20 protein-coding genes and 1 pseudogene are annotated in these 21,507 nt (G+C 67.7%); 10 read left to right on the top strand and 11 right to left on the bottom strand.

Features of this window, described 5'->3' with window-relative positions; all coding sequences use genetic code 11:
* The 4 genes and pseudogenes from B3I25_RS04920 to cmtR form a co-directional block, all read right to left on the bottom strand.
* Positions 1-469: pseudogene (locus B3I25_RS04920) on the bottom strand (phosphoglucomutase, alpha-D-glucose phosphate-specific); the annotation flags it as partial.
* A 124-nt stretch (positions 470-593) separates the two neighbouring features.
* Entirely contained in the window at positions 594-2,111 is a 1,518-nt protein-coding gene (locus B3I25_RS04915; RefSeq protein ID WP_082943496.1) for an amidase, read from the bottom strand.
* Between the two features lie 477 nt (positions 2,112-2,588).
* Positions 2,589-3,188, bottom strand: a complete 600-nt coding sequence (locus tag B3I25_RS04910) for a cadmium resistance transporter (RefSeq protein WP_048683490.1) — start codon at positions 3,186-3,188, stop codon at positions 2,589-2,591.
* Positions 3,185-3,544: a Cd(II)/Pb(II)-sensing metalloregulatory transcriptional regulator CmtR gene (gene cmtR, locus B3I25_RS04905; protein WP_064847475.1), complete on the bottom strand. Its 360-nt coding sequence runs from the start codon at positions 3,542-3,544 to the stop codon at positions 3,185-3,187. Before cmtR ends, B3I25_RS04910 begins: the two co-directional genes overlap by 4 nt.
* A 196-nt stretch (positions 3,545-3,740) precedes the next feature.
* Here cmtR and B3I25_RS04900 point away from each other — a divergent pair, with 196 nt between their 5' ends.
* The 4 genes from B3I25_RS04900 to B3I25_RS04885 all read left to right on the top strand — a co-directional run bounded on the left by B3I25_RS04900 (position 3,741) and on the right by B3I25_RS04885 (position 6,973).
* Complete coding sequence (locus B3I25_RS04900; RefSeq protein ID WP_286738050.1) at positions 3,741-4,343, top strand: recombinase family protein; 603 nt, start codon at positions 3,741-3,743, stop codon at positions 4,341-4,343.
* Position 4,344: 1 nt separating this feature from the next.
* Positions 4,345-5,652 (top strand): Mu transposase C-terminal domain-containing protein, encoded by a 1,308-nt coding sequence (locus B3I25_RS04895; RefSeq protein ID WP_286738049.1) that lies wholly within the window; start codon positions 4,345-4,347, stop codon positions 5,650-5,652.
* Complete coding sequence (locus B3I25_RS04890; protein ID WP_144998909.1) at positions 5,649-6,467, top strand: AAA family ATPase; 819 nt, start codon at positions 5,649-5,651, stop codon at positions 6,465-6,467. Before B3I25_RS04895 ends, B3I25_RS04890 begins: the two co-directional genes overlap by 4 nt.
* A gap of 68 nt (positions 6,468-6,535) precedes the next feature.
* Positions 6,536-6,973 (top strand): hypothetical protein, encoded by a 438-nt coding sequence (locus B3I25_RS04885; RefSeq protein ID WP_144998911.1) that lies wholly within the window; start codon positions 6,536-6,538, stop codon positions 6,971-6,973.
* A gap of 197 nt (positions 6,974-7,170) precedes the next feature.
* On the opposite strand, the gene gabT is transcribed toward B3I25_RS04885, so the two are convergent.
* The 3 genes from gabT to B3I25_RS04870 all read right to left on the bottom strand — a co-directional run bounded on the left by gabT (position 7,171) and on the right by B3I25_RS04870 (position 11,715).
* A complete protein-coding gene (gene gabT, locus B3I25_RS04880; protein ID WP_286738046.1) occupies positions 7,171-8,514 on the bottom strand; it encodes a 4-aminobutyrate--2-oxoglutarate transaminase in 1,344 nt (447 codons plus the stop codon).
* Positions 8,515-8,687: 173 nt separating this feature from the next.
* Complete coding sequence (locus tag B3I25_RS04875; protein WP_035959265.1) at positions 8,688-10,163, bottom strand: NAD-dependent succinate-semialdehyde dehydrogenase; 1,476 nt, start codon at positions 10,161-10,163, stop codon at positions 8,688-8,690.
* A 103-nt stretch (positions 10,164-10,266) separates the two neighbouring features.
* On the bottom strand, positions 10,267-11,715 hold the full coding sequence (locus B3I25_RS04870) for an APC family permease (RefSeq protein WP_286738043.1): 1,449 nt from the start codon (positions 11,713-11,715) through the stop codon (positions 10,267-10,269).
* Positions 11,716-11,990: 275 nt separating this feature from the next.
* On the opposite strand from B3I25_RS04870, the gene B3I25_RS04865 reads away from it, so the two are divergent.
* Entirely contained in the window at positions 11,991-13,367 is a 1,377-nt protein-coding gene (locus B3I25_RS04865; protein ID WP_239318693.1) for an NAD-dependent succinate-semialdehyde dehydrogenase, read from the top strand.
* Between the two features lie 105 nt (positions 13,368-13,472).
* On the opposite strand, the gene B3I25_RS04860 is transcribed toward B3I25_RS04865, so the two are convergent.
* Positions 13,473-13,808 carry a hypothetical protein gene (locus B3I25_RS04860; RefSeq protein ID WP_286738042.1) on the bottom strand — a complete coding sequence of 112 codons (336 nt, stop codon included), beginning with the start codon at positions 13,806-13,808 and terminating at the stop codon, positions 13,473-13,475.
* 110 nt (positions 13,809-13,918) lie between these two features.
* Positions 13,919-14,041 carry a hypothetical protein gene (locus tag B3I25_RS04855; protein ID WP_286738040.1) on the bottom strand — a complete coding sequence of 41 codons (123 nt, stop codon included), beginning with the start codon at positions 14,039-14,041 and terminating at the stop codon, positions 13,919-13,921.
* Between the two features lie 356 nt (positions 14,042-14,397).
* Between B3I25_RS04855 and B3I25_RS04850 the strand changes: the two genes are divergently transcribed.
* Positions 14,398-15,438, top strand: a complete 1,041-nt coding sequence (locus B3I25_RS04850; RefSeq protein ID WP_286738038.1) for an Lrp/AsnC family transcriptional regulator — start codon at positions 14,398-14,400, stop codon at positions 15,436-15,438.
* A 133-nt stretch (positions 15,439-15,571) separates the two neighbouring features.
* On the opposite strand, the gene B3I25_RS04845 is transcribed toward B3I25_RS04850, so the two are convergent.
* Both B3I25_RS04845 and B3I25_RS04840 read right to left on the bottom strand, forming a co-directional pair.
* The gene (locus B3I25_RS04845; protein WP_286738036.1) at positions 15,572-17,200 is read right to left on the bottom strand and encodes an amidohydrolase; all 1,629 of its coding nucleotides are present in this window, start codon (positions 17,198-17,200) and stop codon (positions 15,572-15,574) included.
* 214 nt (positions 17,201-17,414) lie between these two features.
* The gene (locus B3I25_RS04840) at positions 17,415-18,122 is read right to left on the bottom strand and encodes an aminotransferase class I/II-fold pyridoxal phosphate-dependent enzyme (protein WP_064847360.1); all 708 of its coding nucleotides are present in this window, start codon (positions 18,120-18,122) and stop codon (positions 17,415-17,417) included.
* 116 nt (positions 18,123-18,238) lie between these two features.
* On the opposite strand from B3I25_RS04840, the gene B3I25_RS04835 reads away from it, so the two are divergent.
* The 4 genes from B3I25_RS04835 (at position 18,239) to B3I25_RS04820 (ending at position 21,399) form a co-directional block, all read left to right on the top strand.
* Positions 18,239-18,562, top strand: coding sequence for a hypothetical protein (locus B3I25_RS04835; RefSeq protein WP_286738033.1), 324 nt, complete (start codon positions 18,239-18,241; stop codon positions 18,560-18,562).
* A 103-nt stretch (positions 18,563-18,665) separates the two neighbouring features.
* Positions 18,666-19,001 (top strand): rhodanese-like domain-containing protein, encoded by a 336-nt coding sequence (locus B3I25_RS04830; RefSeq protein ID WP_064847362.1) that lies wholly within the window; start codon positions 18,666-18,668, stop codon positions 18,999-19,001.
* The gene (pheA, locus tag B3I25_RS04825) at positions 18,998-19,999 is read left to right on the top strand and encodes a prephenate dehydratase (protein ID WP_193520067.1); all 1,002 of its coding nucleotides are present in this window, start codon (positions 18,998-19,000) and stop codon (positions 19,997-19,999) included. Before B3I25_RS04830 ends, pheA begins: the two co-directional genes overlap by 4 nt.
* 5 nt (positions 20,000-20,004) lie before the next feature.
* The gene (locus tag B3I25_RS04820; protein ID WP_085108063.1) at positions 20,005-21,399 is read left to right on the top strand and encodes a GntP family permease; all 1,395 of its coding nucleotides are present in this window, start codon (positions 20,005-20,007) and stop codon (positions 21,397-21,399) included.
* The last annotated feature ends 108 nt before the right edge of the window (positions 21,400-21,507 follow it).

The following is a 21,507-nucleotide window of genomic DNA, read 5'->3' as shown; positions in this document are numbered from 1 at the left end:
TGTACTTGAAGCCGCCGTCCGTGGGCGGGTTGTGGGACGGGGTGATCACGATGCCATCCGCGCGGTCCGCGGGCTCGGAGGCGTTGTACGTGAGGATCGCGTGGGACAGCGCCGGGGTGGGCGTGAAGCCGTCCCGGGAGTCCAGCAGGGTGCGCACGCCGTTGGCCGCGAGCACCTGCAGCGCGGTGTCCTGTGCGGGTCCGGACAGCGCGTGCGTGTCCTTGCCCATGAACAGTGGCCCGGTGATCCCCTGCTCCGCGCGGTACTCCACGATCGCCTGGGTGATCGCGGCGATGTGGTGCTCGTTGAACGAGGTCTTCAGTGAGGACCCGCGGTGCCCGGAGGTGCCGAACACCACACGCTGGTCAGGATCGTCCGCGTCCGGGACGCGGTCGAAGTACGCGGCCAGGAGCTGGTCGATGTCCACGAGGTCACTGGGTTGGGCGACGGTGCCCGCACGGTTGGTCATGGTTCAAACCTAGTCCCGATCGCGGCGCCCGTCAGTCGTTTTCCGCAGGTTTCCGCGCACCGCACGCCGGGGCCCGAACGGCCGGTGGCAGCGGGCTCGCAGCTCGCACTCAGAGCAGGTGCCGTCAGGCCACCAAGGACGCGCGCGGCGTGGTCGGCGGGTCCAACTGCGCCGCGAGCGCGAGCAGCCACGCCTCGGACGACGCCGCTCCCACCAGGTGCACGCCCATGGGCACCGGCCCGGGATAGTTGCCTCGCTCGGGTGTAGCCCACGTGGTGGGGATCGTGATCGCGGGCAGCCCCACCACGTTGATCAGGGAGGTCCACGGGGTGTACTGGCATTGCCGCATATAATCCTGCTCGGCACCGGCGGGGTCGGTGATGTCGAAGCCCTCGTGGAACCAGCCGATCGGGCGCGGGGGCATGGCCAGCGCCGGAGTGAGGATCATGTCGTACTGGGCATATTGGCTGATCACATTGGCCTCGATGTCCCGCAGGACCGCCACGGCATCGGCGAGATCCACCGCGGACCGTGTCAGCGCGCGGTCCCGGAACGCCCGGGCCAGGCCCGTGAGCTGTCCTTCCTGCCCGGTTAGCGGCAGCTGCCCCATGACGGTGCTCCACAGCCGGAAGAACGCGTCCGGGTAGGCCGGGTCGTAGGAGATCCGGGCGTCGACGACGTTGTGCCCCGCCCGCTCGAGGCGCCGCACCCCGTCGTCGAGCGCGGCACGCGCCTCGGGTGATACGGAGATGTCGTAGGTCTCGTCGAAGGGCGACGCCGTGCTGACACCGATCCGCAACGGGCGCTCACCCCACGGCATCCGCCCGGCCAGGGCGGCGTCGACCACTGCCGTGAAGGACGGCTCGGGCGCGGCCCGGACGGGGCGGTCGATCCGATCGTGTCCGGGGGTGTGGCACAGCACGTCCATGAGCAGGGCGGCATCCCTGGCGGTGCGCGTGATGGGGCCGTTGACCCCAAGTTGTCCCACGTTGGACAGGGCGTCGTTGCTCGGGACACGCCCACGATTGGGTTTCAGGCCGATGAGTCCGCAGGCCGCCGCGGGGATCCGGATGGAGCCGCCGCCGTCGGAACCCACGGCCCCGGGCAGGATCCCCGCGGCCACGGCGGCCGCTTGACCCCCGGAGGACCCGCCAGGGGAGCAGTCCAGGGCGAACGGGTTGCGGGCCGGAGGGAAAGCGCGATTCTCCGAATAGCAATTGAGCAGGAACTCGGGGACCTGGGTCTTGCCGAGGATCACCGCACCGGAGGCTTCGAGGGTCGCGGCGAGCGGCTCGGATACGGCGGCGGGCGGCACGGTACCGGTCTCGTCCCGCGTGGTCAGTGAGCCCCACGTGGTGGGCATCCCGGCGACGTCGTGCCCGTCCTTGAGCGCGGTGGGGATACCCAGCAGGGCGGGGAGCGCGGAGGCATCCTCCTCGGAGTCGCCTCGGGCGCTCGAGAGCCGCTCGTCCGCGCTGCGGGCCCGCTTGAGGGTGGTCTCTGGGGCCACATGGACAAAAGCCCCCAAGTGCGCGTTGAGCTCGGTTATCCGCTCGAGCGTCCGCCGGGTCAGCTCCTCGCTCGTCACCTCCCCGCGGCGCAGGGCGGCAACGGTCTCGGTCAACGTGGGGAAGTGTTCCACCGTGTCCTCCATGGCGTTCGGGACGTGTGCGGGGACCCCAGCCTAACCATTGCGCGTCATGAAGTTCTCAGAGCGGGGGCGGCGCTGCCGAGGACGGTCGGACCGACACTGCCTGGGAAAGGTTCTCGATGACTCGTACCCGGGAATCGAACCAGTCCAACCCTCTGAGCTCCGTCATGGACGCCTGTTCGATCCCGACGCCAAAATCGCCGCAGTATGCTCGAATTTCCCCTCACGCATCACACCGAGAAAGTAGATCCCCCATGAAACGGTCGCTCTCCGTCGCGGTTTTGGCCTTCGTCGTTGTGACTGTTGCAGGTATGTGGCGGCATTCTTGCTGAGATACGTGGCGGCAAGGGCCGTCCATCCAGGAACGACACTGTCCGCAAGCTGGGGCCAGCAACGATCGCCAGGACGTCGGCATCGACAATGGCCGGAGATCTCTTTGTGGTGGAGGCTGCCGATCAGGAAGCGTGGTTAGAAACCGAAGGCCCCGCCGCTGATCAGGATGAAGAAACCCAGGCCGATCAGCACGATGGGGAACAGGATGTGTTCCCAGCGCTCCAGGACCTCGGCGATCGGTCGGCGGGTGGCGACGAACTTGGCCAGGCCCACCAGCACCGCGACCAGGGCCAGGAACACGATGCAGTAGGCAGCCACAGCCCCCGGGCCGACGCTGAGGAAGGCCGGGGCGTAGACGCCGATGTTGTCCCCGCCGTTGGCGAAGGTCACCCCGGCCACGGTCCAGACGGCGACATTCTTGCCCTCGATCTTGGCGTCGTCATCATCGTCTTCGCCTCTGCGCCACCCCTGCCAGGCCGCCCACACTCCCAGGCCCAGCGGGATGAGCCCGAAGTAGGGGATGACCCCCGGGGGCAAGAACGCGCCCGCGCCTAAGGACACGAGCACTGCCGCACCCAGGATGCCGGCGAAGCCGAGGTACTGGCCGACCAGGATTCGGACGGTGGTCCCACGCTGGCCCGCACCACGGCCGAAGAACAGGGATAGCACGATGATGTCGTCGATGTTGGTAACCAGGAACAGACCGATCGCCTGGAGGGTTGAGGACAGGATCACGCGCCCACCCCCTTCTCGCAGCAGCCGGGCACGGAGCAGGCCGGGTCCAGGCACGGGGCACTCTCATCCACCGCGAGGGTGACCTCGACCAGAGCAGTCAGCGCCCGCGCCAGGTGTGCATCGGCGATCTCGTACCGGGTCTGGCGGCCCTCGGCCACGGCGACCGCGATCCCGCAGTCCCGCAAGCACGCCAGGTGGTTCGACACGTTCGACCGGGTCAGCCCCAAGTCCCGCGCCAGTTCGGCCGGGTAGGCCGGCCGTTCCAGCAAGGTCATCAGGATCCGCGACCGGGTGGGGTCGGCCATCGCCCGGCCCAACCGGTTCATCACGTCAACACGAGAAACAATAGTCAGCATTCGCTGAACTATACAGTATGAGCTGAACTTACAGAGTCGCCTCGTAAAGCTATAGGTTGATTAGACGTTCAGCGCGCGGTTGGCCTCAGGTTCACTCCCTGCGTGAATGGGCACCCGGAAGTGTCTCGCTAAGTCGTCTCGACGAAAAGCGCCTCAGGGTGGTGACTTCCAGGACTTTCTGCCCCATGCTGGGGGTATGAGGCAGCTGGGATACACCCGCGTGAGTACGGCAACTCAGGATGCGCAGCTGCAAGTCGATGCGCTGGTGGATGCCGGGGTGCAGAAGCGGGACGTGTTCTCGGATGTGACCTCGGGTAGCCGGACCGCGATCGAGCGACCGGGGATGAAGCGGCTGCTCGACTACGCCCAGGACGGTGACACCGTGGTGGTCTGGCGTATCGACAGGCTCGGCCGGTCCCTCATCGATGTCCTGAACACGGTCACGCTGCTGCGCGGGCAAGGCGTGAAGATTAGATCGGTCTCGGACGGAATCGACCCGGAGACGACGTCGGGCCGGATGATGATGGGCATGCTCGCCACGTTGGCCGAGTATGAGCGCGAGCTGATCACCGAACGTGTCAATGCCGGGATCGCCGCGGCGAAGCAGAACGGTACCCGCTTCGGCCGACCTCCGGTCGACCCGGCCGTGGTCGCAGAGAAGCTCGACATCGCCGCCGATGCGCGCGCGAAGGGCCGCATCGCCGAAGACGCCGCCCGACTCGTCGGCTGGTCGCGGGCGACGCTGTATCGCCACCAGCAGGCGGCCCGCGCCCGAGCAGCTGTCGCCGAGCAGGTGTGAGATGGACGGGGCGGCGCGGTGGCGCATCCTGCGGCTGCACGTCGAGGACGGCATCGCGCTGACCGCCCTGGCCCGCGAGACCGGGATCGGGCTGCGCACCTTGGAGCGCTGGCACGCCCGCTACCGCATTGACGGGTATGCGGGCCTGAGCACAGGACAGCGCTCGGATGCCGGTACTCACCATCTTCCCGCGGAGCTCGTGCGGTTGATCGAGGGCCTGGCGCTGAGCAAACCCCGCCCCGCGATCGCCACTCTCCACCGCAGGGTCACCCGTATCTGCGGTACCCGCGGGTGGCCGGTGCCTTCCTACGGCGTGGTCCGCTCGATCGTGGCGGCCCTGGATCCGGGAATGGTCACTCTCGCCCTGGAGGGCGCGGGGTCCTACCGTGACAAGTACGAGCTGGTGTTGCGCCGGCAGGCCGAGCACCCGAATGCGATGTGGCAGAGCGACCACACGTTGCTCGACATCCTCGTGGTGGGCACCGACGGCAAGCCCGCCCGGCCGTGGCTGACGGCGATCATTGACGATTGCTCCCGCGCGATGTGCGGCCTGCCGGACGTGCTCTACGTCGACCACGGCAGCGACTTCATCAGCCACCACCTCACCCGCACCACCGTCGACCTCCATATCCGGCTGATCCACTCCACCGTCGCCCGCCCCCAGGGCCGCGGCAAGATCGAACGGTTCTTCGGCACCGTCAACACCGAGCTTCTCGCTGACCTGCCCGGCTACATCACCGAGGACCACCTTGCTCCGACGCCGAAGCTGTCGCTGGCCGAGCTCGACAGCGCCCTGGAGGGGTTCGTGGCCACCTACAACGACCGGTCTCACAGCGAGCTTGACACCTCGCCGCGCAGTGCGTGGATCGCCGAGGGCTGGCTGCCGCGCATGCCCGAGAGCCTCGAAGACCTCGACGGGCTGCTGCTCACGGTTGCCCAGTCCCGGGTGGTGCAGCGCGATGGCATCCGCTTCCAGGGGCTGCGCTACGTCTCCCCGACGCTGGCCGGCTACGTCGGACGGCCCGTGGTGATCCGCTACGACCCGCGCGACATCACGGAGATCCGCGTCTTTGACCATGACGAGTTCCTCTGCAAGGCCGTGAACCAGGAGCACCAGGCCCAGAAGATCGGCCTCAAGGAGATCCAGGCTGCCCGCAACGCCCGCCGCCGAGCCCTGCGCCAAGGTATCAATGAACGCATCGCCGTCGTAGCCGCACACACCACCGAGGCGCCGCCGACAGCCGAGCCGCCGGCCCCCGCGCCAGCACCGAGGCGGAAGCTGAAGGTCTACAGGGAGGACCTGATGTGAGCCAGCGCTTCATCGTCACCAAGGAGCACCGCCGCTTCACCCAGTTCGCCGACGCTGTGCGCCGCGGCCACACCATCGGCCTGTGCTTCGGACCGGCCGGGGTGGGTAAGACGCTGTCCGCGCGTCGCTACGCACACTGGGAAAAGGCCTACGACCTGCTGACCAACTGGGGGCCGCGCGCCGACAGCGACGCCAAGGTCTACGCCGCCCTGGCTCGGAGTCGTACCGTGCTCTACACCCCCAGTGTGCTCACCACCCCACGGGTGCTCAAGGACGAACTCGCCCAGGCCATCACCCGCACCAACATCTGCATCGAGCAGCACCTGGAGGCGATCGGCCAGATCACCCCGCAGTCGTGGGGATGGCGGCACGGCAGGAACCACGTGCAGCTGGTGATCGTCGATGAGTCCGAACGGCTCCGCCCCACCGCGCTGGAGCTGCTGCGCGATCGCTACGACCGCGACAACATCGCTCTGATCCTGATCGGCATGCCTGGGCTGGAGAAGCAGTTCAGTCACTACCCGCAGTTCTACAGTCGTGTCGGCTTCGCCCACCAATACCGACCCCTGGGCACGGACGAGCTGCTGTTCGTCCTCCAGCGTCACTGGCGCTCCCTGGGCAAGACCCTCGACCCCGAAGACTTCACCGACGCTCAGGCCATCGCAGCCATCACCCGCATTACCCGCGGGAACTTCCGACTGCTGGAGAGGCTCTTCCCGCAGATCGAGCGCGTCATGAAGATCAACGAGCTCGACACCATCACCAACGATGTCATCGAAGCAGCCGCCAGCACCCTCGTTATCGGTACCACTTGAGGCCGCTACGAAGCATCAACAGAACCCCGCCATTTACCGGCAAGAGTCACAGAGCCCCCGAGGCAAAGGTGCCCGTCGGCAGCAATGATCGGCTGGCTGAGCTCTACGGCACCACGCTGAAGGGCAACGACATCAATTTCCGCATTTTCAGCCCGAATGCCCAGAAAGAACTCAACGCCGTGATGCCTCCCCAGCTCAATGGCGCATGGGGCGCATTGTGTTCACATGCCGTCACCCAGGAACAGCTCATGGAGACTGGCGTCAACGCGAACGGCCACAATTGGCGGCCCTTCCAGTACGCGGTGACTGAGAGCGGTGCGCCCCCACTCAGCGGCGATGCGAAGTCCAAAGAATATGAGGCGGCCTCGCTGGCGGAACTTTCTCACGGGGGATCCTGCGCCGTCATCCAGTCACCGGACACATCTGCTGCCACCAAAACCAGCGTCGCCTCCGTGGGCCACTACCTGGGCAACTCGACTCTGGAAGCCACGGTGTACGTGAGGTAGCCTGCGGGCTCCGGATCGGACGCTCCCTGGGGAACTGTGGGGGGGGGGTAGAGCCCGCCTTCGGGCTGACTGCGGCTCAGTCGATGTCGTGCGTTTGACGGATACCCCAGCCGTGCGCGCCGGACACGCGAACGGGCGGCCACCGGAACCCCGGTGACCGCCCGCCGTCGTACGCGGTAAAGCTCAAGAAGCGCGGATCAGGCGCCGACCTCCTCGATGGCCTTGGAGAAGATCCGTAGGCCCTCGCGCAGCAGGTCGAAGTCGATCACGAGCGGCGGCAGCAGACGCACGTTGTTGCCGAACGTGCCACACGTGAGGATGACGACGCCCTGCTCGAGGCACTTGGCCGCGATCTGCTTGGCGGCGTCCGCGTTGGGTTCCTTGGAGCCGGGCTTCACGAACTCGAGCGCCATCATGGCGCCGCGCCCACGCAGCTCGCCCACGATGGGGGAGGACTCTGCCAGGGAGCCGAGCTCATCCTTGATGATCTTCTCGATCTCGAGGGCACGGTCCGCGAGGTTCCAGTCCTCGATGGTCTCGATCGCGCCGAGAGCGGCCGCGCACGCGACGGGGTTACCGCCGTAGGTGCCGCCCAGGCCGCCACCGTGCACCACGTTCACGAGCTCCGCGCGGCCCACCACGCCGGACAGCGGCATACCGCCGGCGATGCCCTTGGCGAAGGTCACGAGGTCCGGCTCGACACCCTCGTACTCGGAGGAGAACCACTTGCCCGTGCGGGCCACGCCAGCCTGGACCTCGTCCGCGACGAAGACCGCGCCGTTGTCCTTGCACCACTGCGACAGGGCGGGCAGGAAGCCCAGGGCCGGGACGATGAACCCGCCCTCACCCTGGATGGGCTCGATCACGATCGCGGCCACGTTCTCCGCACCCACCTGCTTCTCCACGAGGGACAGGGCGCGCTTGGCGGCGTCCTCGCCCGTCATGCCCTCCGGATCGCGGAAGGGGTAGGACATGGGAACGCGGTACACCTCGTTGGCGAACGGCCCGAATCCCTGCTTGTACGGCATGACCTTGGAGGTCATGGCCAGGGTCAGGTTGGTGCGGCCGTGGTAGGCGTGGTCGAAGACCACGACCGCGTTGCGCTTGGTGTGCATGCGCGCGATCTTCACGGCGTTCTCCACGGCCTCCGAACCGGAGTTGAACAGCGCGGCGCGCTTGTCGAAGGCCCCAGGGGTCAGGGACGCGATCTTCTCGGCGACCTCCACGTACCCCTCGTAGGGGGTCACCATGAAGCACGTATGGGTGAACTTACCCACGGCCTCGCGCACCTTCTCCACAACCTTGGGCGCGGTGGCGCCCACGGAGGTCACGGCGATGCCGGAGCCCAGGTCGATGAGCTGGTTGCCGTCCGCGTCCTTGATGATGCCGCCGTCGAGCTCGTCCGCGTAGACGGGCACGGAGGAGGCGACGCCGGCCGCGACCGCCTTCTCCCGCCGCGCCGCGAGTTCCTGCGACTTGGGGCCCGGGAGGGCGGTCTTCAGATCGCGCTTCTGCTCGAGCCGGTATTCGATGTCAGCCATGTTCGGTTGCCCTTTCACTACAGCGGCACGGGGACGCGAAAACTCGATAATCGGATCCGCCCCGGAAAGCCCCGGTGATCCGGGGCTCCAGCCGAGGCGGGTCCGTGTGCGGCCGGTGCCGGGAGTTCGGACCCTCGTGGGGCCCTCCTCCCGTCAGGCGGGCGCGGGCGTGCTCAGGCCCAGGGCGAGGGCATGCCCATGTACTGCACGGTGGTGTACTCCTCGATGCCCTCGGCGCCGCCCTCGCGGCCCAGGCCCGATTCCTTGACGCCGCCGAACGGCGCCGCGGCGTTGGAGATCACTCCCACGTTCATGCCCAGTAGGCCGTACTCGATGCGGTCGCCGATGCGCAGGGCACGCGAGATGTCCTCGGTGAACACGTAGGACGCCAGGCCGTACTCGGTGGCGTTGGCCAGGCGGACGGCGTCGTCCTCGTCCTTGAACGTGATCACGGGGGCCACGGGGCCGAAGATCTCCTCCTTGAACACGCGGCACTGCTCGGTCACGCCGGTCAGCAGGGTGGGCTCGAAGAAGTACCCCGGTCCGTCCACGGCCTTGCCGCCCACGACGGCCTCGGCGCCGTTGTCGAGCGCGTCCTGGACGAATTCGGCGACGCTGTCACGCGCCTTCTTCTCGACCAGGGGACCCACGGTGGTGTCCTCCTCGAGACCGTTGCCGGGCTTGAGGGCGTCGAGCTTCTCCGCGAACTTCTTGGAGAACTCGTCCGCGACGGACTCGTGCACCAGGAAGCGGTTGGCTGCGGTGCACGCCTCACCCATGTTGCGCATCTTGGCGGCCATGGCGCCATCCACGGCCTTGTCCAGGTCCGCGTCCTCGAACACGATGAACGGGCCGTTGCCGCCCAGTTCCATGGAGGTACGCAGCACGCGGTCCGCAGCGGTCTTCATGAGCTGTTTGCCCACCGGGGTGGAGCCCGTGAAGGAGATTTTGCGCAGCCGGGGATCCTCCATGATGGGCCCGGAGACGTTGGACGCGGACGCGGAGGACACCACGTTGAGCACACCCGCGGGGATGCCGGCCTCGATCATGAGCTTCGCGAAGAACTGTGAGGTCAGCGGGGTCAGGCGCGCGGGCTTGAGGATCATGGTGCACCCGGCGGCCACCGCGGGGGCCACCTTGCGGGTGGCCATGGCCAGCGGAAAGTTCCACGGGGTGATCAGCAGGCACGGGCCCACGGGCTTGTGGGTCACGATCATCTTGAGGTTGCCCTCGGGGGTGTCCACGTAGCGCCCGTAGTGACGCACGGCCTCCTCGGAGAACCAGCGCAGGAACTCGCCGCCGTAGACGACCTCGCCCTGGGACTCCTTGAACGGCTTGCCCATCTCCAGGGTCATCAGCAGTGCGAGATCGTCCTTGTGCTCCTGGACGAGGTCGAACGTCCTGCGTAGGATCTCGGAACGCTCGCGAGCACTCGTGCGGGCCCAGGACTCCTGGGCGTTCGCGGCGGCGTCCATGGCCGCGCGCGAGTCCTCCTCGGTCGCGGAGGCCAGCGTGGCCAGCACCTCGCCGGTCGCGGGATTCTCGACGTCGAACGTCCCGCCGTCGGAGGCATCTCGCCACTCGCCGTTGATCAGGAGGCCCTTGGGTGTGGCCTCGAGGACTTCTGAAACCCGGTCTTTGATGCTCATCTGGTTCCTTTCTGGGAACTCCACTCGGCGTGGTCCGGTGCAGTCTCGAACTCGTGGGACATAGCTCCCTTCCTCCATGGTATGCCCGGCCGCAACGGTGCGATCAGCGGCTGCGGGTTCGTGACTCGCTCGCTGCCACGAGCCGCTCCTCGGCGTCCGCGCCGGGGGCGATCCCGCGCGGGATGCGCAGCATGAAGATCAGCCCCAGGACCCACCACAGCGCGAAGATCACGTAGGGGGCGGTGCCCAACCCCGCGGGCATCCCTGGCATGTACAGCACAGCGAGTCCCAGGCAGAGCACCACGGACAGCACACCGATCACCACACCGCCGTGGTGCTTCCCGCCGATCCGGTAGGGCCGCTCCATCTCCGGTTCGCGGCGTCGCAGGATCACGAACACGATCGACACCAGCAGGTACGCCACCACGATCGAGGGCGAGCCGGAGTCCACGAGCCAGCCGAGCATCTCGGTGCCGAAGAACGGGGCGATGAAGGACAGCGCCCCCACGAACAGCAGGGCATTGGAGGGGGTCCCGTACTTGGGGTGCAGCTTGGCGAACCAGCGGGGCAGCATCCGGGAGTTGCCCAGGGCCCAGAGCAGACGTGAGGCACCCATGAGCAGGGAGTTCCAGGACGTGAGGATCCCGGCCAGGCCACCGGCAAGCAGCACGTTGGCCATGGCGCCCGAGGTGAAGAGGTTGCCGAATGCGTCCGCCACGGCGATGTCCGCGTTCGCGAGGTCATGTGCGGACATCGCCGAGGACGTGGTGAGGATGACCATCACGTACCACGCGGTCGCTATCAGCACGGAGGTGACGATCGTGCCGCCCAGTTTCTTGGGCGGCAGGTGCATCTCCTCGGAGACCTGCGGGATCACGTCGAAGCCCACGAACAGGAACGGGACCACCACGAGCACCAGGGAGAACCCGGAGACACCGTTGTGGAAGAAGGGCTCCATGTTCTGTTCCGAGCCGCGCGTGAACGCGCCGAAGACCATCATGAGTCCCACGATCGCCAGGAAGATGATCACGAAGACCTGCACCGTGGACGCCTGCTTCACACCGCGTAGGTTGATCCACGTGATCACCACGGCGCTGAGCGCACCCACGAGCGCCCACGTGAGGTTCACCTCGAATCCGGCGATCGTCCACAGCGGGACGTGGCTGAGGTTCGGGAAGATGTACTCCACGGTGCGAGGTACGGCCACGGCCTCGAACGCCACGATCGTGATGTACCCGACCGTGATCGCCCACGAGCCGATGAATGCCCACCTGGCACCCATGCCCCGCAGCAGGTAGTTGTGCTCACCGCCCGCGGCGGGCATCGCGGCCACGAGTTCGCCGTACACCAGGCCCACCACGGCCATGATCGCCCCTCCGGCCACCATGGCGAGCACCGCGCCCATGGTCCCGGCGTCGTTCAGCCAGCCTCCCGTGAGGACCACCCAGCCGAAGCCGATCATGGCCCCCACGCCCAGGGCGATGGCGTCCAGCCGCCCCAGGACCTTCTTGAACCCTGCGCTGTGCTCCGGGAGATGGCGTTCGTGTGTCATGCATGCCGTCCTGGGATGTCGAGGAGGTCGAGGTTGTTGCGCTCCATTGTCCGCGCGGACGGCGCCCCCGGGGCTTGTGTGCGAGTTCGTGTCATCGACAGCGGGCGGAGGGCGACGGCGCTGGGTCCCCTTGGCGGTGGGAGTGGCGTCGTCGTCGGTGGGCAGCAGGTCCCGGCAGAGAGGGGAATGACGGCGCGGGTTGGGGCAGGTGTCATGAAGTCTCGCCCTCGGTGAACGCTATGTCGTGAGAGTGTGGCGGGGCATACGCTGACAGCATGGCTTACGCAACAATCAACCCTGCAACGGGTGAGACCCTCAAGAAGTTCGACACCGCCACGGATCAAGAGATCAAGGACGCCGTCCAGCGTTCCGCCAAGGAGTACTCCTCCTGGCGCAATGTCCCGGTGGCCGAGCGCGCTCAGCTGATGCACAAGATGGCGGAGCTGTACCGCGAGCGTCAGGACGAGCTCGCCGCGATCCTCACGGAGGAGATGGGCAAGCCGGCCGCGCAGGCCGTGGGCGAGGTACAGATCGTCGCCGCGATCTACGACTACTACGCGGACAACGCGGAGGAGTTCATGAAGGGCCGCAGCCTGACCCCCTCCACCGGGGGAGAGGCCCGTGTGGTCCTGGACTCCACGGGTGTCCTGCTGGGCATCATGCCGTGGAACTTCCCGTACTACCAGGTGGCCCGTTTCGCGGCCCCCAACGTGATGCTGGGCAACACCATCCTGCTCAAGCACGCCGGTAACGTCCCGCAGTCCGCGCTGGTGCAGGAAGAGCTGTTCCACGAGGCGGGCTTCCCCGAGGACGTCTACATCAACGTGTTCGCGTCCAGCGACCAGATCGCGGAGATCATCATCCCGGACCCCGCCGTCCAGGGTGTGTCCCTCACGGGCTCCGAGCGTGCGGGTGCCTCCGTGGCCGCGACCGCCGGCAAGAACCTCAAGAAGGTTGTGCTGGAGTTGGGCGGTTCGGACCCCTTCATCGTGCTCGACGATAAGAACGTGGAACGCACCGTTAAGCAGGCCGTGAATGGGCGCATGAACAACAACGGCCAGGCGTGCACCAACGCCAAGCGGTTCATCGTGCTCGAGGACGCGTACGAGACCTTCGTGGAGAACTTCGCGGAGGCCGTGCAGGGGATCACCCCGAGCGATCCCACGGACGAGAAGACCTTCCTGGGCCCGCTGTGCACCGTGTCCGCGCGTGACGAGATCATGGAGCAGGTCCAGGACGCCGTGGACAAGGGTGCCACGGTGCTGGCCGGCGGCAAGAAGCTGGACAAGCCCGGTGCTTGGATGGAGGCCACGCTGCTCGCGGACGTGACCCCCGAGATGCGCGCCTACGCCGAGGAGATCTTCGGCCCGGTAGCCGTGGTCTACAAGGTCAAGGACGTGGACGAGGCCATCGAGCTGGCCAACTCCTCCTCGTTCGGTCTGGGCGGTTCCGTGTTCGGCGCCGACGAGGCCGAGGCCCTGGAGGTCGCCAAGCGTGTGGACTCCGGCATGGTGTTCGTCAACGAGGTCACCGGCACCGCTCCGGACCTGCCCTTCGGCGGCGTCAAGCGCTCCGGTGTGGGCCGTGAGCTCGGCCCGTTCGGCATCGAGGAGTTCGCCAACAAGAAGCTGCTGCATACCCCCAAGAAGTAATTCCCGCGCGGCCGGGTTCCACATCCGGGACCCGGCCCTGTACGACGACGTCGCCCCCGCACCGAGAAGGTGCGGGGGCGACGTCGTACCGGGAGAAGGCGGACCCTAGTGCCGCAGGTCCTTGGCCTTGGTCTCGGGCGGAATGGAGGCAACCACGGTGGAGACCACCAGCAGCAGGCCCATGTGCAGCGAGAACATGCCCGCCGAGTACTGCGTGCTGATCCAGTTCTGCAGGTACGGGGCGGGGCCGCCGAAGATGGCCACGGCTACCGCGTACGGGAAGGCCACGCCCACGGTGCGTACGCTCGTGGCGGGCAGGAACAGGGAGAGGAACATCTGGCCCACCATGGCGTTGAGCGGGAAGAACAGCAGCAGCGGCACCAGATTGCCGATGATCAGCGACGGACGCCGGCCCCAGATGTCGGAGAGCTTGCCCCACAACGGCAGGGAATGATCAGGACCACGTTGGCCAACAGGCTCGCCTGCAGGGCGGTGGCCTGGGGGTTGAAGATCTCACACGCGCAGTAGATGGAGAACGTTGCGTAGATGCTTCAGTCGTACCACTCGAGCGCGTTGCCGATACCGGTGTGGATGAGTGTTTTCCTGGAGGAGACCGCCGGGCCGCCGAGGTTGGTCTCGGTGGCTATCTCAGAGGAAGCAGCGGAAGTAGACATGTCGTGCATCCTGAGAGGTGAGGGCGGGTCAGATCAGCCCTGTCAAGTCGCCACTGCGGGCAACAGTCATGCAGCGTGCTAGCCGCTCTGCATGATGTGATACAAATAACCAACTGTATGACATAAATTTCTACAATTTTGGGTCGCTTGAATCGATCTTATTTTAACTCGGGTGTCCGAACGTCTCGGTTACGACTTGGCACCGGACGGTCCTCGCACTCATCATGGGGCGTTGGGAGCTGCGGTCGGGCCCGGGAGTACGTCCGTCCCACGGGTCGCATGCCGCCATCCTGGGACGGCTGAACGGCACCGCCCGCGCCGCCACCCGTGCCACGAGCCCAGGAAACAGAGGACCCATGCTGAGCAACGGCCACATCAAGAGCGAGCTCTCCCCCCAGGATCAGGAACTGATCAGTTTGCTGCAGTGGGCGCCGCGCATCACGTGGGGGGAGGCGGCCGAGATCCTGGGCGCGCACGCCACCACGCTCGCCGGCCGGTGGGAGAAGCTGGAACGTTCGGGCATCGCGTGGATCACGGCGCAGGTCAACCTCTCGGACCCCCGCAACCAGCTCAGCTTCATCGAGATCTCGTGCGATCCGGGGGGCTGGGCTCACGTGGTGGACACTTTCACCGCGATGCCCGAGGTAATCTCCGTGGAGGCGTTCGCGCCGTCCCCGGACCTGGGGTTGACCGTGCTCAGTCACGACCTGGAATCGCTGTCCCGTTTCGTGGAGGGACAGATCTCGCAGGTGCCGGGCGTGGCCAAGGTGCAGCTCATGCTCTCGTCACGCCTGCACCGAGCGGGCGACAAGTGGCGACTGGACCAGCTCAGCGACGAGCAGCGTGCCGCGGCCCAGGCGTGGACCTCCGCCGAACAGGCCGCCCTGCCCACCTCAACCACCGCGCTCGGGGAGGACCAGCGCCCGGTGATCGAGGCCCTCATGCGTGACGGCCGCGCGAGCGCCGCGGAGATCGCCCGCAGCACGGGGCTGCACCCGGCTACGGCCCGGCGCTACCTGCAGAAGGTCCTGGCCTCCGGGCTGTTGAGCATCCGCTGCGACCTGGTGCAGGGGCTCTCGTCCTCCCCTGTGACCGCGCAGTGGTTCATGCGTTTGAATGCTTATCGGCACGAGGACGCGGCCGAGGCACTCGCGAAGGACCCACGCACCCGCGTGGTCTCTTCCATCACGGGGCGCTCCAACATGATGGTGGTCATGTGGCTCTCCTCCGTGGGGGAGATCATCGAGGCCGAGCAGGCCATCCAGAGTCTCGTCTCGGACGTGGAGATCCAGGAATCGGTGATCTCCCTGCGCCCGCTCAAGCGCATGGGCTGGGTCCTGGAGAACGAACGTAACGCCACCAGGACCTTCGTGGCCCCTCACCTGCACCTGAGCTGAGCGCGCGGTCGGTCTGCGCGGTCGCGGGGTACGACGCCGCAGGGTCGCCCGCCCGGACGACGTCGCCCGGGGACGCACGCGGGCGACGTCGCCCGTGGGACGTGGGTGAGCGTCGTCGTTGTGCCCCGCGCTGTCAGTCCGCGCGCTGGTAGCGGATCTGGGCGCCCACCACGGTGGCCTCGACCACGGTGTCCTTCACGACCTCGGCGTCCTCGGAGAAGATGTCGCGGTCCACGCTCACGAAGTCCGCGAGCATCCCCGGGGCCAGGCAACCCTTGAGGTTCTCCTCGTAGGACGCGCGGGCCACCGCGTGGGTGTAGTAGTACACGGTCTCGGCGCGCGGGAGCCGCTCGTGGGGCTGCCACCCGCCCTCGGGCGCCCCGTCCCGGGTGCGGGTGATGGCCGCGTGGATGCCCTGGAACGGGTTGGGGTCCTCTACGGGGCCGTCGGAACCGAACACGAGCTCGGCGCCGGCCTCGCGCAGACTGTTCCACCCGTAGGCTACGAGGTCGCGCTCGGCCAGGAAGTCGTTCATGGGGATGTCCGCCGTGCAGTGCATGGGCTGCATGGACGCGGTGACTCCCAGCTCACGGAACCGGGGGACGTCCGAGCGCTTCATGTACTGGGCGTGCTCCACGCGCTGGCGCAGGCCGAAGACCCGGGCGATCGACTGACTCTTGGCGAACGCGTCCAGCACCTCCGTGGTGGCCTGGTCGCCGATCGCGTGGACGGCCGTGGCAATCCCGGCGGACGCCGCCAGACCGATCCAGTGCTCGAGCTCGTGCGGGGACGTGACCGTCATGCCGTGGTTCTCGGTGCCCGGCCACGCCTCGGACATGTGGCACGTGTGCGAGCCCAGGGCGCCGTCCGCGAAGAGCTTGAGCGGGCCGATCGAGATCCACTCGTCCCCGGAGGCCGTGCGGATCCCGCGCCGGATGAAGTCGTGGACCTGTTCCTGGTGCAGCACCTTGTGGATGCGGATGTCCAGCTCGCCGCGTTCGCGCAGCTTCTGGTACGCGTACAGGCAGTCCGCGCCGTCGATGTCGTGGATGGATGTGATGCCCCGCTTGAGCAGCTCACGCTGACCCAGGGGCAGGTAGTCGTCGATGTTGCCGGAGACGTCCGACTGCATGAGCCCGTCCCGGATGGGGATGGCCGCAGCCTCCCGGATCACGCCGGTGAGCTCACCGTGCTCGTCCCGCACGAACTCGCCGCCGTCAGGGTCCTTGACGTTCCGGTCCAGGCCCAGCTCCTGCAGCGCCTTGGAGTTCAACCACAGGGTGTGCCAGTCCAGGGACCCCAGGGCCACGGGGATGTCCGGGGCCACGGTGTCCAGCGCGTGGCGGTCCGGCAGCTCGGGGACGTCCCACGCGTTGACGTTCCACTGCCCGCCGAAGATCCACGTGATGGACTCGTCCGCCATGCCTCGCTCCACGAACGGGCGTAGCACCTCGAGCGCGGACTCCAGGGACGTGCAGTGGCGCATGTCCGGCTCGATGAGGGAGCGGGAGTACATGGCCGAGTGGATGTGGCCGTCGCCCATGCCTGGGAGCACGTAGGTGCCGCCGAGATCGGTACGTTCGGTGCCGAGCGGCGCGAGGTCCTTGAGCCGCTGGTAGTCGCCCACGGCCACGATGCGGTCGTCGGAGGTCAGGATGGCGTCCGGATGGGGCATGTCGTGGGAGTGCCACTGGGCCTGGGGAGTCCATCCGGTGGCCGGATTCATGGCGTGCACCGTGGCGTTGTGGAAGAGGCGGAACATGGAACGGGCTCCTAACGGCCGGCCCCGGCGCCGACACAGTTGTGTGATGGTGCGCCGACCCCCGCGACGGCGCCCCCACGAAGCGGGGTGCAAGGATCGCGCAACCGCGGTCCTCGATCCATCAGTCTAGGTCGCAGCGGATACGGCCCGGCAGAACGACGGCGCCGGGCCACAGAATTGTTGATACCGGCGCCGTGGCGTTCGGGCGAACCGATCAGGCGTTCATGGCCTTCTTCAGGGTGGTGGTGAAGATCTCCGCACCCTTGTCGATGCCCTCCATGCACAGGTCGTAGGAGTCCACGTCCTGCGGCAGGGTGATCCACGAGTAGAAGCCGCCCTCGGGGCGGGTCCAGGTCACACCGTCGGGCATGTGCTCGTCGAACGCGTCCATCAGGGTCTGGGCCCATTTGCCGTACAGCACGCGGTACTCGTCCAGCACGGAACGCCAGTCGTACTTCTCGAGGCACCCGGCGACCACTTCCTGAGCGAAGGCCGAGGGACTGAGCACAGGGGCCTCGCTCTGCAGACACAGGATCGTGGCGAGCGAATCGGGGGCCACGGTCCAGCCCACGCGCAGACCCGGCGTGAACATCTTGGACGCCGAGCCCAGGTAGACCACGTTCTCGTCGTCCGCGCGCATGGCACGGGCAGTCTGACCCTCGAAGCCCAGCAGGCGATAGGGGTTGTCCTCCGCGATCAGCACGGGGTGCGCGGCGCGGACCTCACAGATCCGGTCGCGGCGCTGCTGCGGCATCATGGTCCCGCCCGCGTTCTGGAAACTCGGGATGGTGTACAGGAACTTGATGCCCCGGTCCTGGGACTCGAGCTCCTCGATGGTCTCCTCGAGTTCGTCCGGGGTCAGCCCCTCGTGGTCGATCGCCACGTGGACGACCTCCGCCTGGGCGCCCGCGAACACGGCCATGGCGCCCGAGTAGGAAGGCGCTTCCGCGAGGATGACGTACCCCCGGATCGATCATCACGCGGGCGAGGGTGCCCAGACCGTTCTGGGAACCGGTGGTCACGAGCGCGTTCTCACGCGTGAACGCCACGCTGTACGCGTGCGCCCGCTCGCTGCGCAACCTCGCGGCCCACGGTCAGGCACGCGGCGTGTCCTTCAAGCTGCCCGACGCTCCCGTGACCACCTACGGGTGCCTCGCGTTCCTGATCCTGCTGAGCCTGTACATCATGTTCGGCATGACCAACCCGCACTGGTACTACAGCCTCATCGCGGGCATCGTGATCCTCGTGGGCACCGACATCGGCTACGAGATCTCCACGCGTCACGTGGCCAAGCACGGCCTGTCCGAGCTGGGGCGCTCGCACCCGTCCGAGCACGACAAGACCGGCACCGACGTGCACTGAGCGACGTCGCCCGCGGCACCCCGCGCCGTCGGCGCCGAACACCGCGCCCTGCCGCTATGGTGGGGGTCCGAGTGAACTGAGCAGTCGAACGACGAGGGACGCCATGGACAACGTGAACAACTTGCCGTCCGCCACCGTGGACGAGATCCCGGCGGGCGCACCCATCCTGGACGTGCGCGAACAGGACGAGTGGGATGCCGGGCACATCGACGGTGCCCAGCACCTGCCGCTGTCGCAGCTCGCGGAGCGCACGGACGAGGTCCCGCTGGACCAGGACGTCTACGTGATCTGCCGTTCCGGCGGCCGCTCGCTGCGCGCCACCGCGTACCTCGCGCAGTACGGGTACGACCCCGTCAACGTGGTGGGCGGCATGGGCGCGTGGGCGGACGCGGAGAAGCCCATCGTGTCCGAGACCGGGGAAACGGCGCGCGTTCTGTGAACGCAGCACTGTCCGGCGTGGCCTCGGGTCCTGTGGACCCGGGGCCATGCGCTCGTGAGTACGCTTTCCTGGGCCCCGAGGGCACGTTCACCGAGGCGGCACTGAGGCAGGTCCCGGGGGTCGACGACGCCGCGTGCACCCCCATGAGCTCCGTCCCGGCCGCGCTCGCGGCCGTTCGAGAGGAACGTGTGGACGCCGCCGTGGTGCCCATCGAGAACTCGGTGGAGGGCGGCGTGACCGCCACGCTCGACGACGTCTCCTTCGGTGCCGAACTGCGGATCCTGCGCGAGATCCTGGTGCCCATCCAGTTCGTCCTCGTGGCCCCGCCGGGCGTGAGCCTGTCCGACGTCCACGCCGTGGCGACCCACAGTCACGCCTGGGCGCAGATCCGCGGCTGGGTCGAACAGAACCTCCCAGGCGTGAGCTACGTCCCCGCGTCCTCCACGGCGGCCTCGGCCATGGACATGTTGGACGGCACGGGCGGGGTGAGCACCGAGGGTCTGGGCTACGACGCCGGCGTGTGTTCCCCCGTGGTCGTGCAGCGCCACCCCGAGCTGAACGTGCTGGCCGAGGACATCGGGGACAACGAGCACGCGGTCACGCGTTTCGTGCTCGTGGCCCGCCCAGATGCACCCATGCCCGAGCCCACCGGGGCGGACAAGACGTCCCTGGTGATCCCGCTGTGGGAGGACCGTCCCGGGGCGCTGCTGGAGATCCTCGAGCAGTTCGCCACGCGCGGGGTCAACCTGACCCGCATCGAGTCCCGCCCCACGGGCACCCACCTGGGCGACTACTTCTTCTCGGTGGACATCGACGGCCACATCCGGGAGGACCGGGTCTCCGAAGCCCTCATGGGTGTGCGCCGGATCTGCCCCCGCACCCGATTCCTCGGGTCCTACCCCCGCGCCGACGGGCGCGCGGTCCACGTGGCCAAGCACTACAGCGACGCCGCCTTCATCCAGGCCCGTTCGTGGGTCAACAACCTGAAAGGACATTGACGTCCATGGAGATCGAGGGTTGGAGTCAGACACTGACAGCCGGGCCGTTGCTGCTGATCGCCGCGGCGGCCATCGCGGTGTTGTTGGTGCTGATCATCACATTCCGCGTGCACGCCTTCCTCGCGCTGATCATCATCTCGGCGCTCACGGCGTTCGCCACGGGCATCCCCACCTCCCAGGTGGTGCCCGTCCTGCTCTACGGCTTCGGTAACACGCTCGCCAGCGTGGCGCTGCTCGTGGGGCTGGGAGCCATGCTGGGCCGCTTGCTCGAGACCTCGGGCGGCGCCCAGGTGCTCGCGGACCGGCTCATCCGCGCGTTCGGGGAGAAGCGCGCGCCGCTGGCCCTGGGTGTCGCCTCCCTACTGTTCGGCTTCCCCATCTTCTTCGACGCCGGTCTGGTGGTCATGCTGCCCGTGGTCTTCTCGGTCGCACGCCGACTGGGCGGCAGCGTGCTCACGTACGCGCTGCCCGCCGTGGGCGCGTTCTCCGTGATGCACGTGTTCCTGCCGCCCCACCCGGGTCCGGTCACCGCCGCCACGTTCTTCGAGGCGAACGTGGGCTACATCATCCTGGTGGGCCTGATCTGCGCGATCCCCACGTGGTACGTCTCCTCCTACCTGTTCGGCAAGTTCTCGGGGCGCCGGATCAAGCTCCCGGTCCCCGCGATCCTGGGCCAGGCCGAGGACGTCCGCAACCCCCCTGCGGTGGGCACCGTGGTGGCCATGCTGCTGCTGCCCATGCTGCTGATCTTCCTCAACACCGGCCTGGGCACGCTCGCCAAGTCCGGAGCGGTCTCCGAGGAGACCTCGTCCCAGGCGTGGTTCGAGCTGCTGCGCGCGATCGGTGAGACGCCCATCGCCCTGACGCTCACGCTCATCATCGCCGCGCTGACCATCGGCAAGGCCCGCGGGGTGAGCGGTTCCGCGATCGAGAAGACGTTCGAGTCCGCCCTGGGCCCCGTGTGCTCGGTCATCCTGATCACCGGCGCCGGCGGCATGTTCGGCGGTGTGCTGCGCACCTCCGGGATCGGCAACGCCCTCGAGGACGTGCTCGCGGACCTGGGCATCCCCCTGATCATCGCGGGCTTCCTGATCGCCGCGGTCATGCGCGTGGCGCAGGGTTCCGCCACGGTCGCGCTGACCACGGCCGCGGGTCTGATCGCCCCGGCGGTGCTGGCCGCCGACTACAACGTGGTGCAGCTCGCGGCCATGGTCGTGGCCGTGGCCGCCGGTTCCGTGGTGCTCTCCCACGTCAACGACTCCGGGTTCTGGCTCGTGGGCCGGTTCCTGGAGATGGATGTGCGCACCACGTTCAAGACCTGGACGGTGCTCGAGACCATCATTGGTGTGCTGGGCTTCGCGATCGCCGCGGCGATCTTCGGACTCGCAGGCGCGGTCTGAGCCGGCGCGGTGCGTGGCGCCTGTGCGGGGCGTGGCGCCCGTGCGGCACATGATGCCCGCGCGGCGTCGTCGGCCCTGAGGCCCGCACGCGAACGGCCCGGTCCCTCC

Source organism: Kocuria sp. UBA1838 (assembly GCF_002338785.1).
Taxonomy (GTDB): domain Bacteria; phylum Actinomycetota; class Actinomycetes; order Actinomycetales; family Micrococcaceae; genus Kocuria; species Kocuria marina.
Note: the sequence above shows the minus strand (reverse complement) of the source record. Positions and strands in the feature narration are given on the sequence as shown.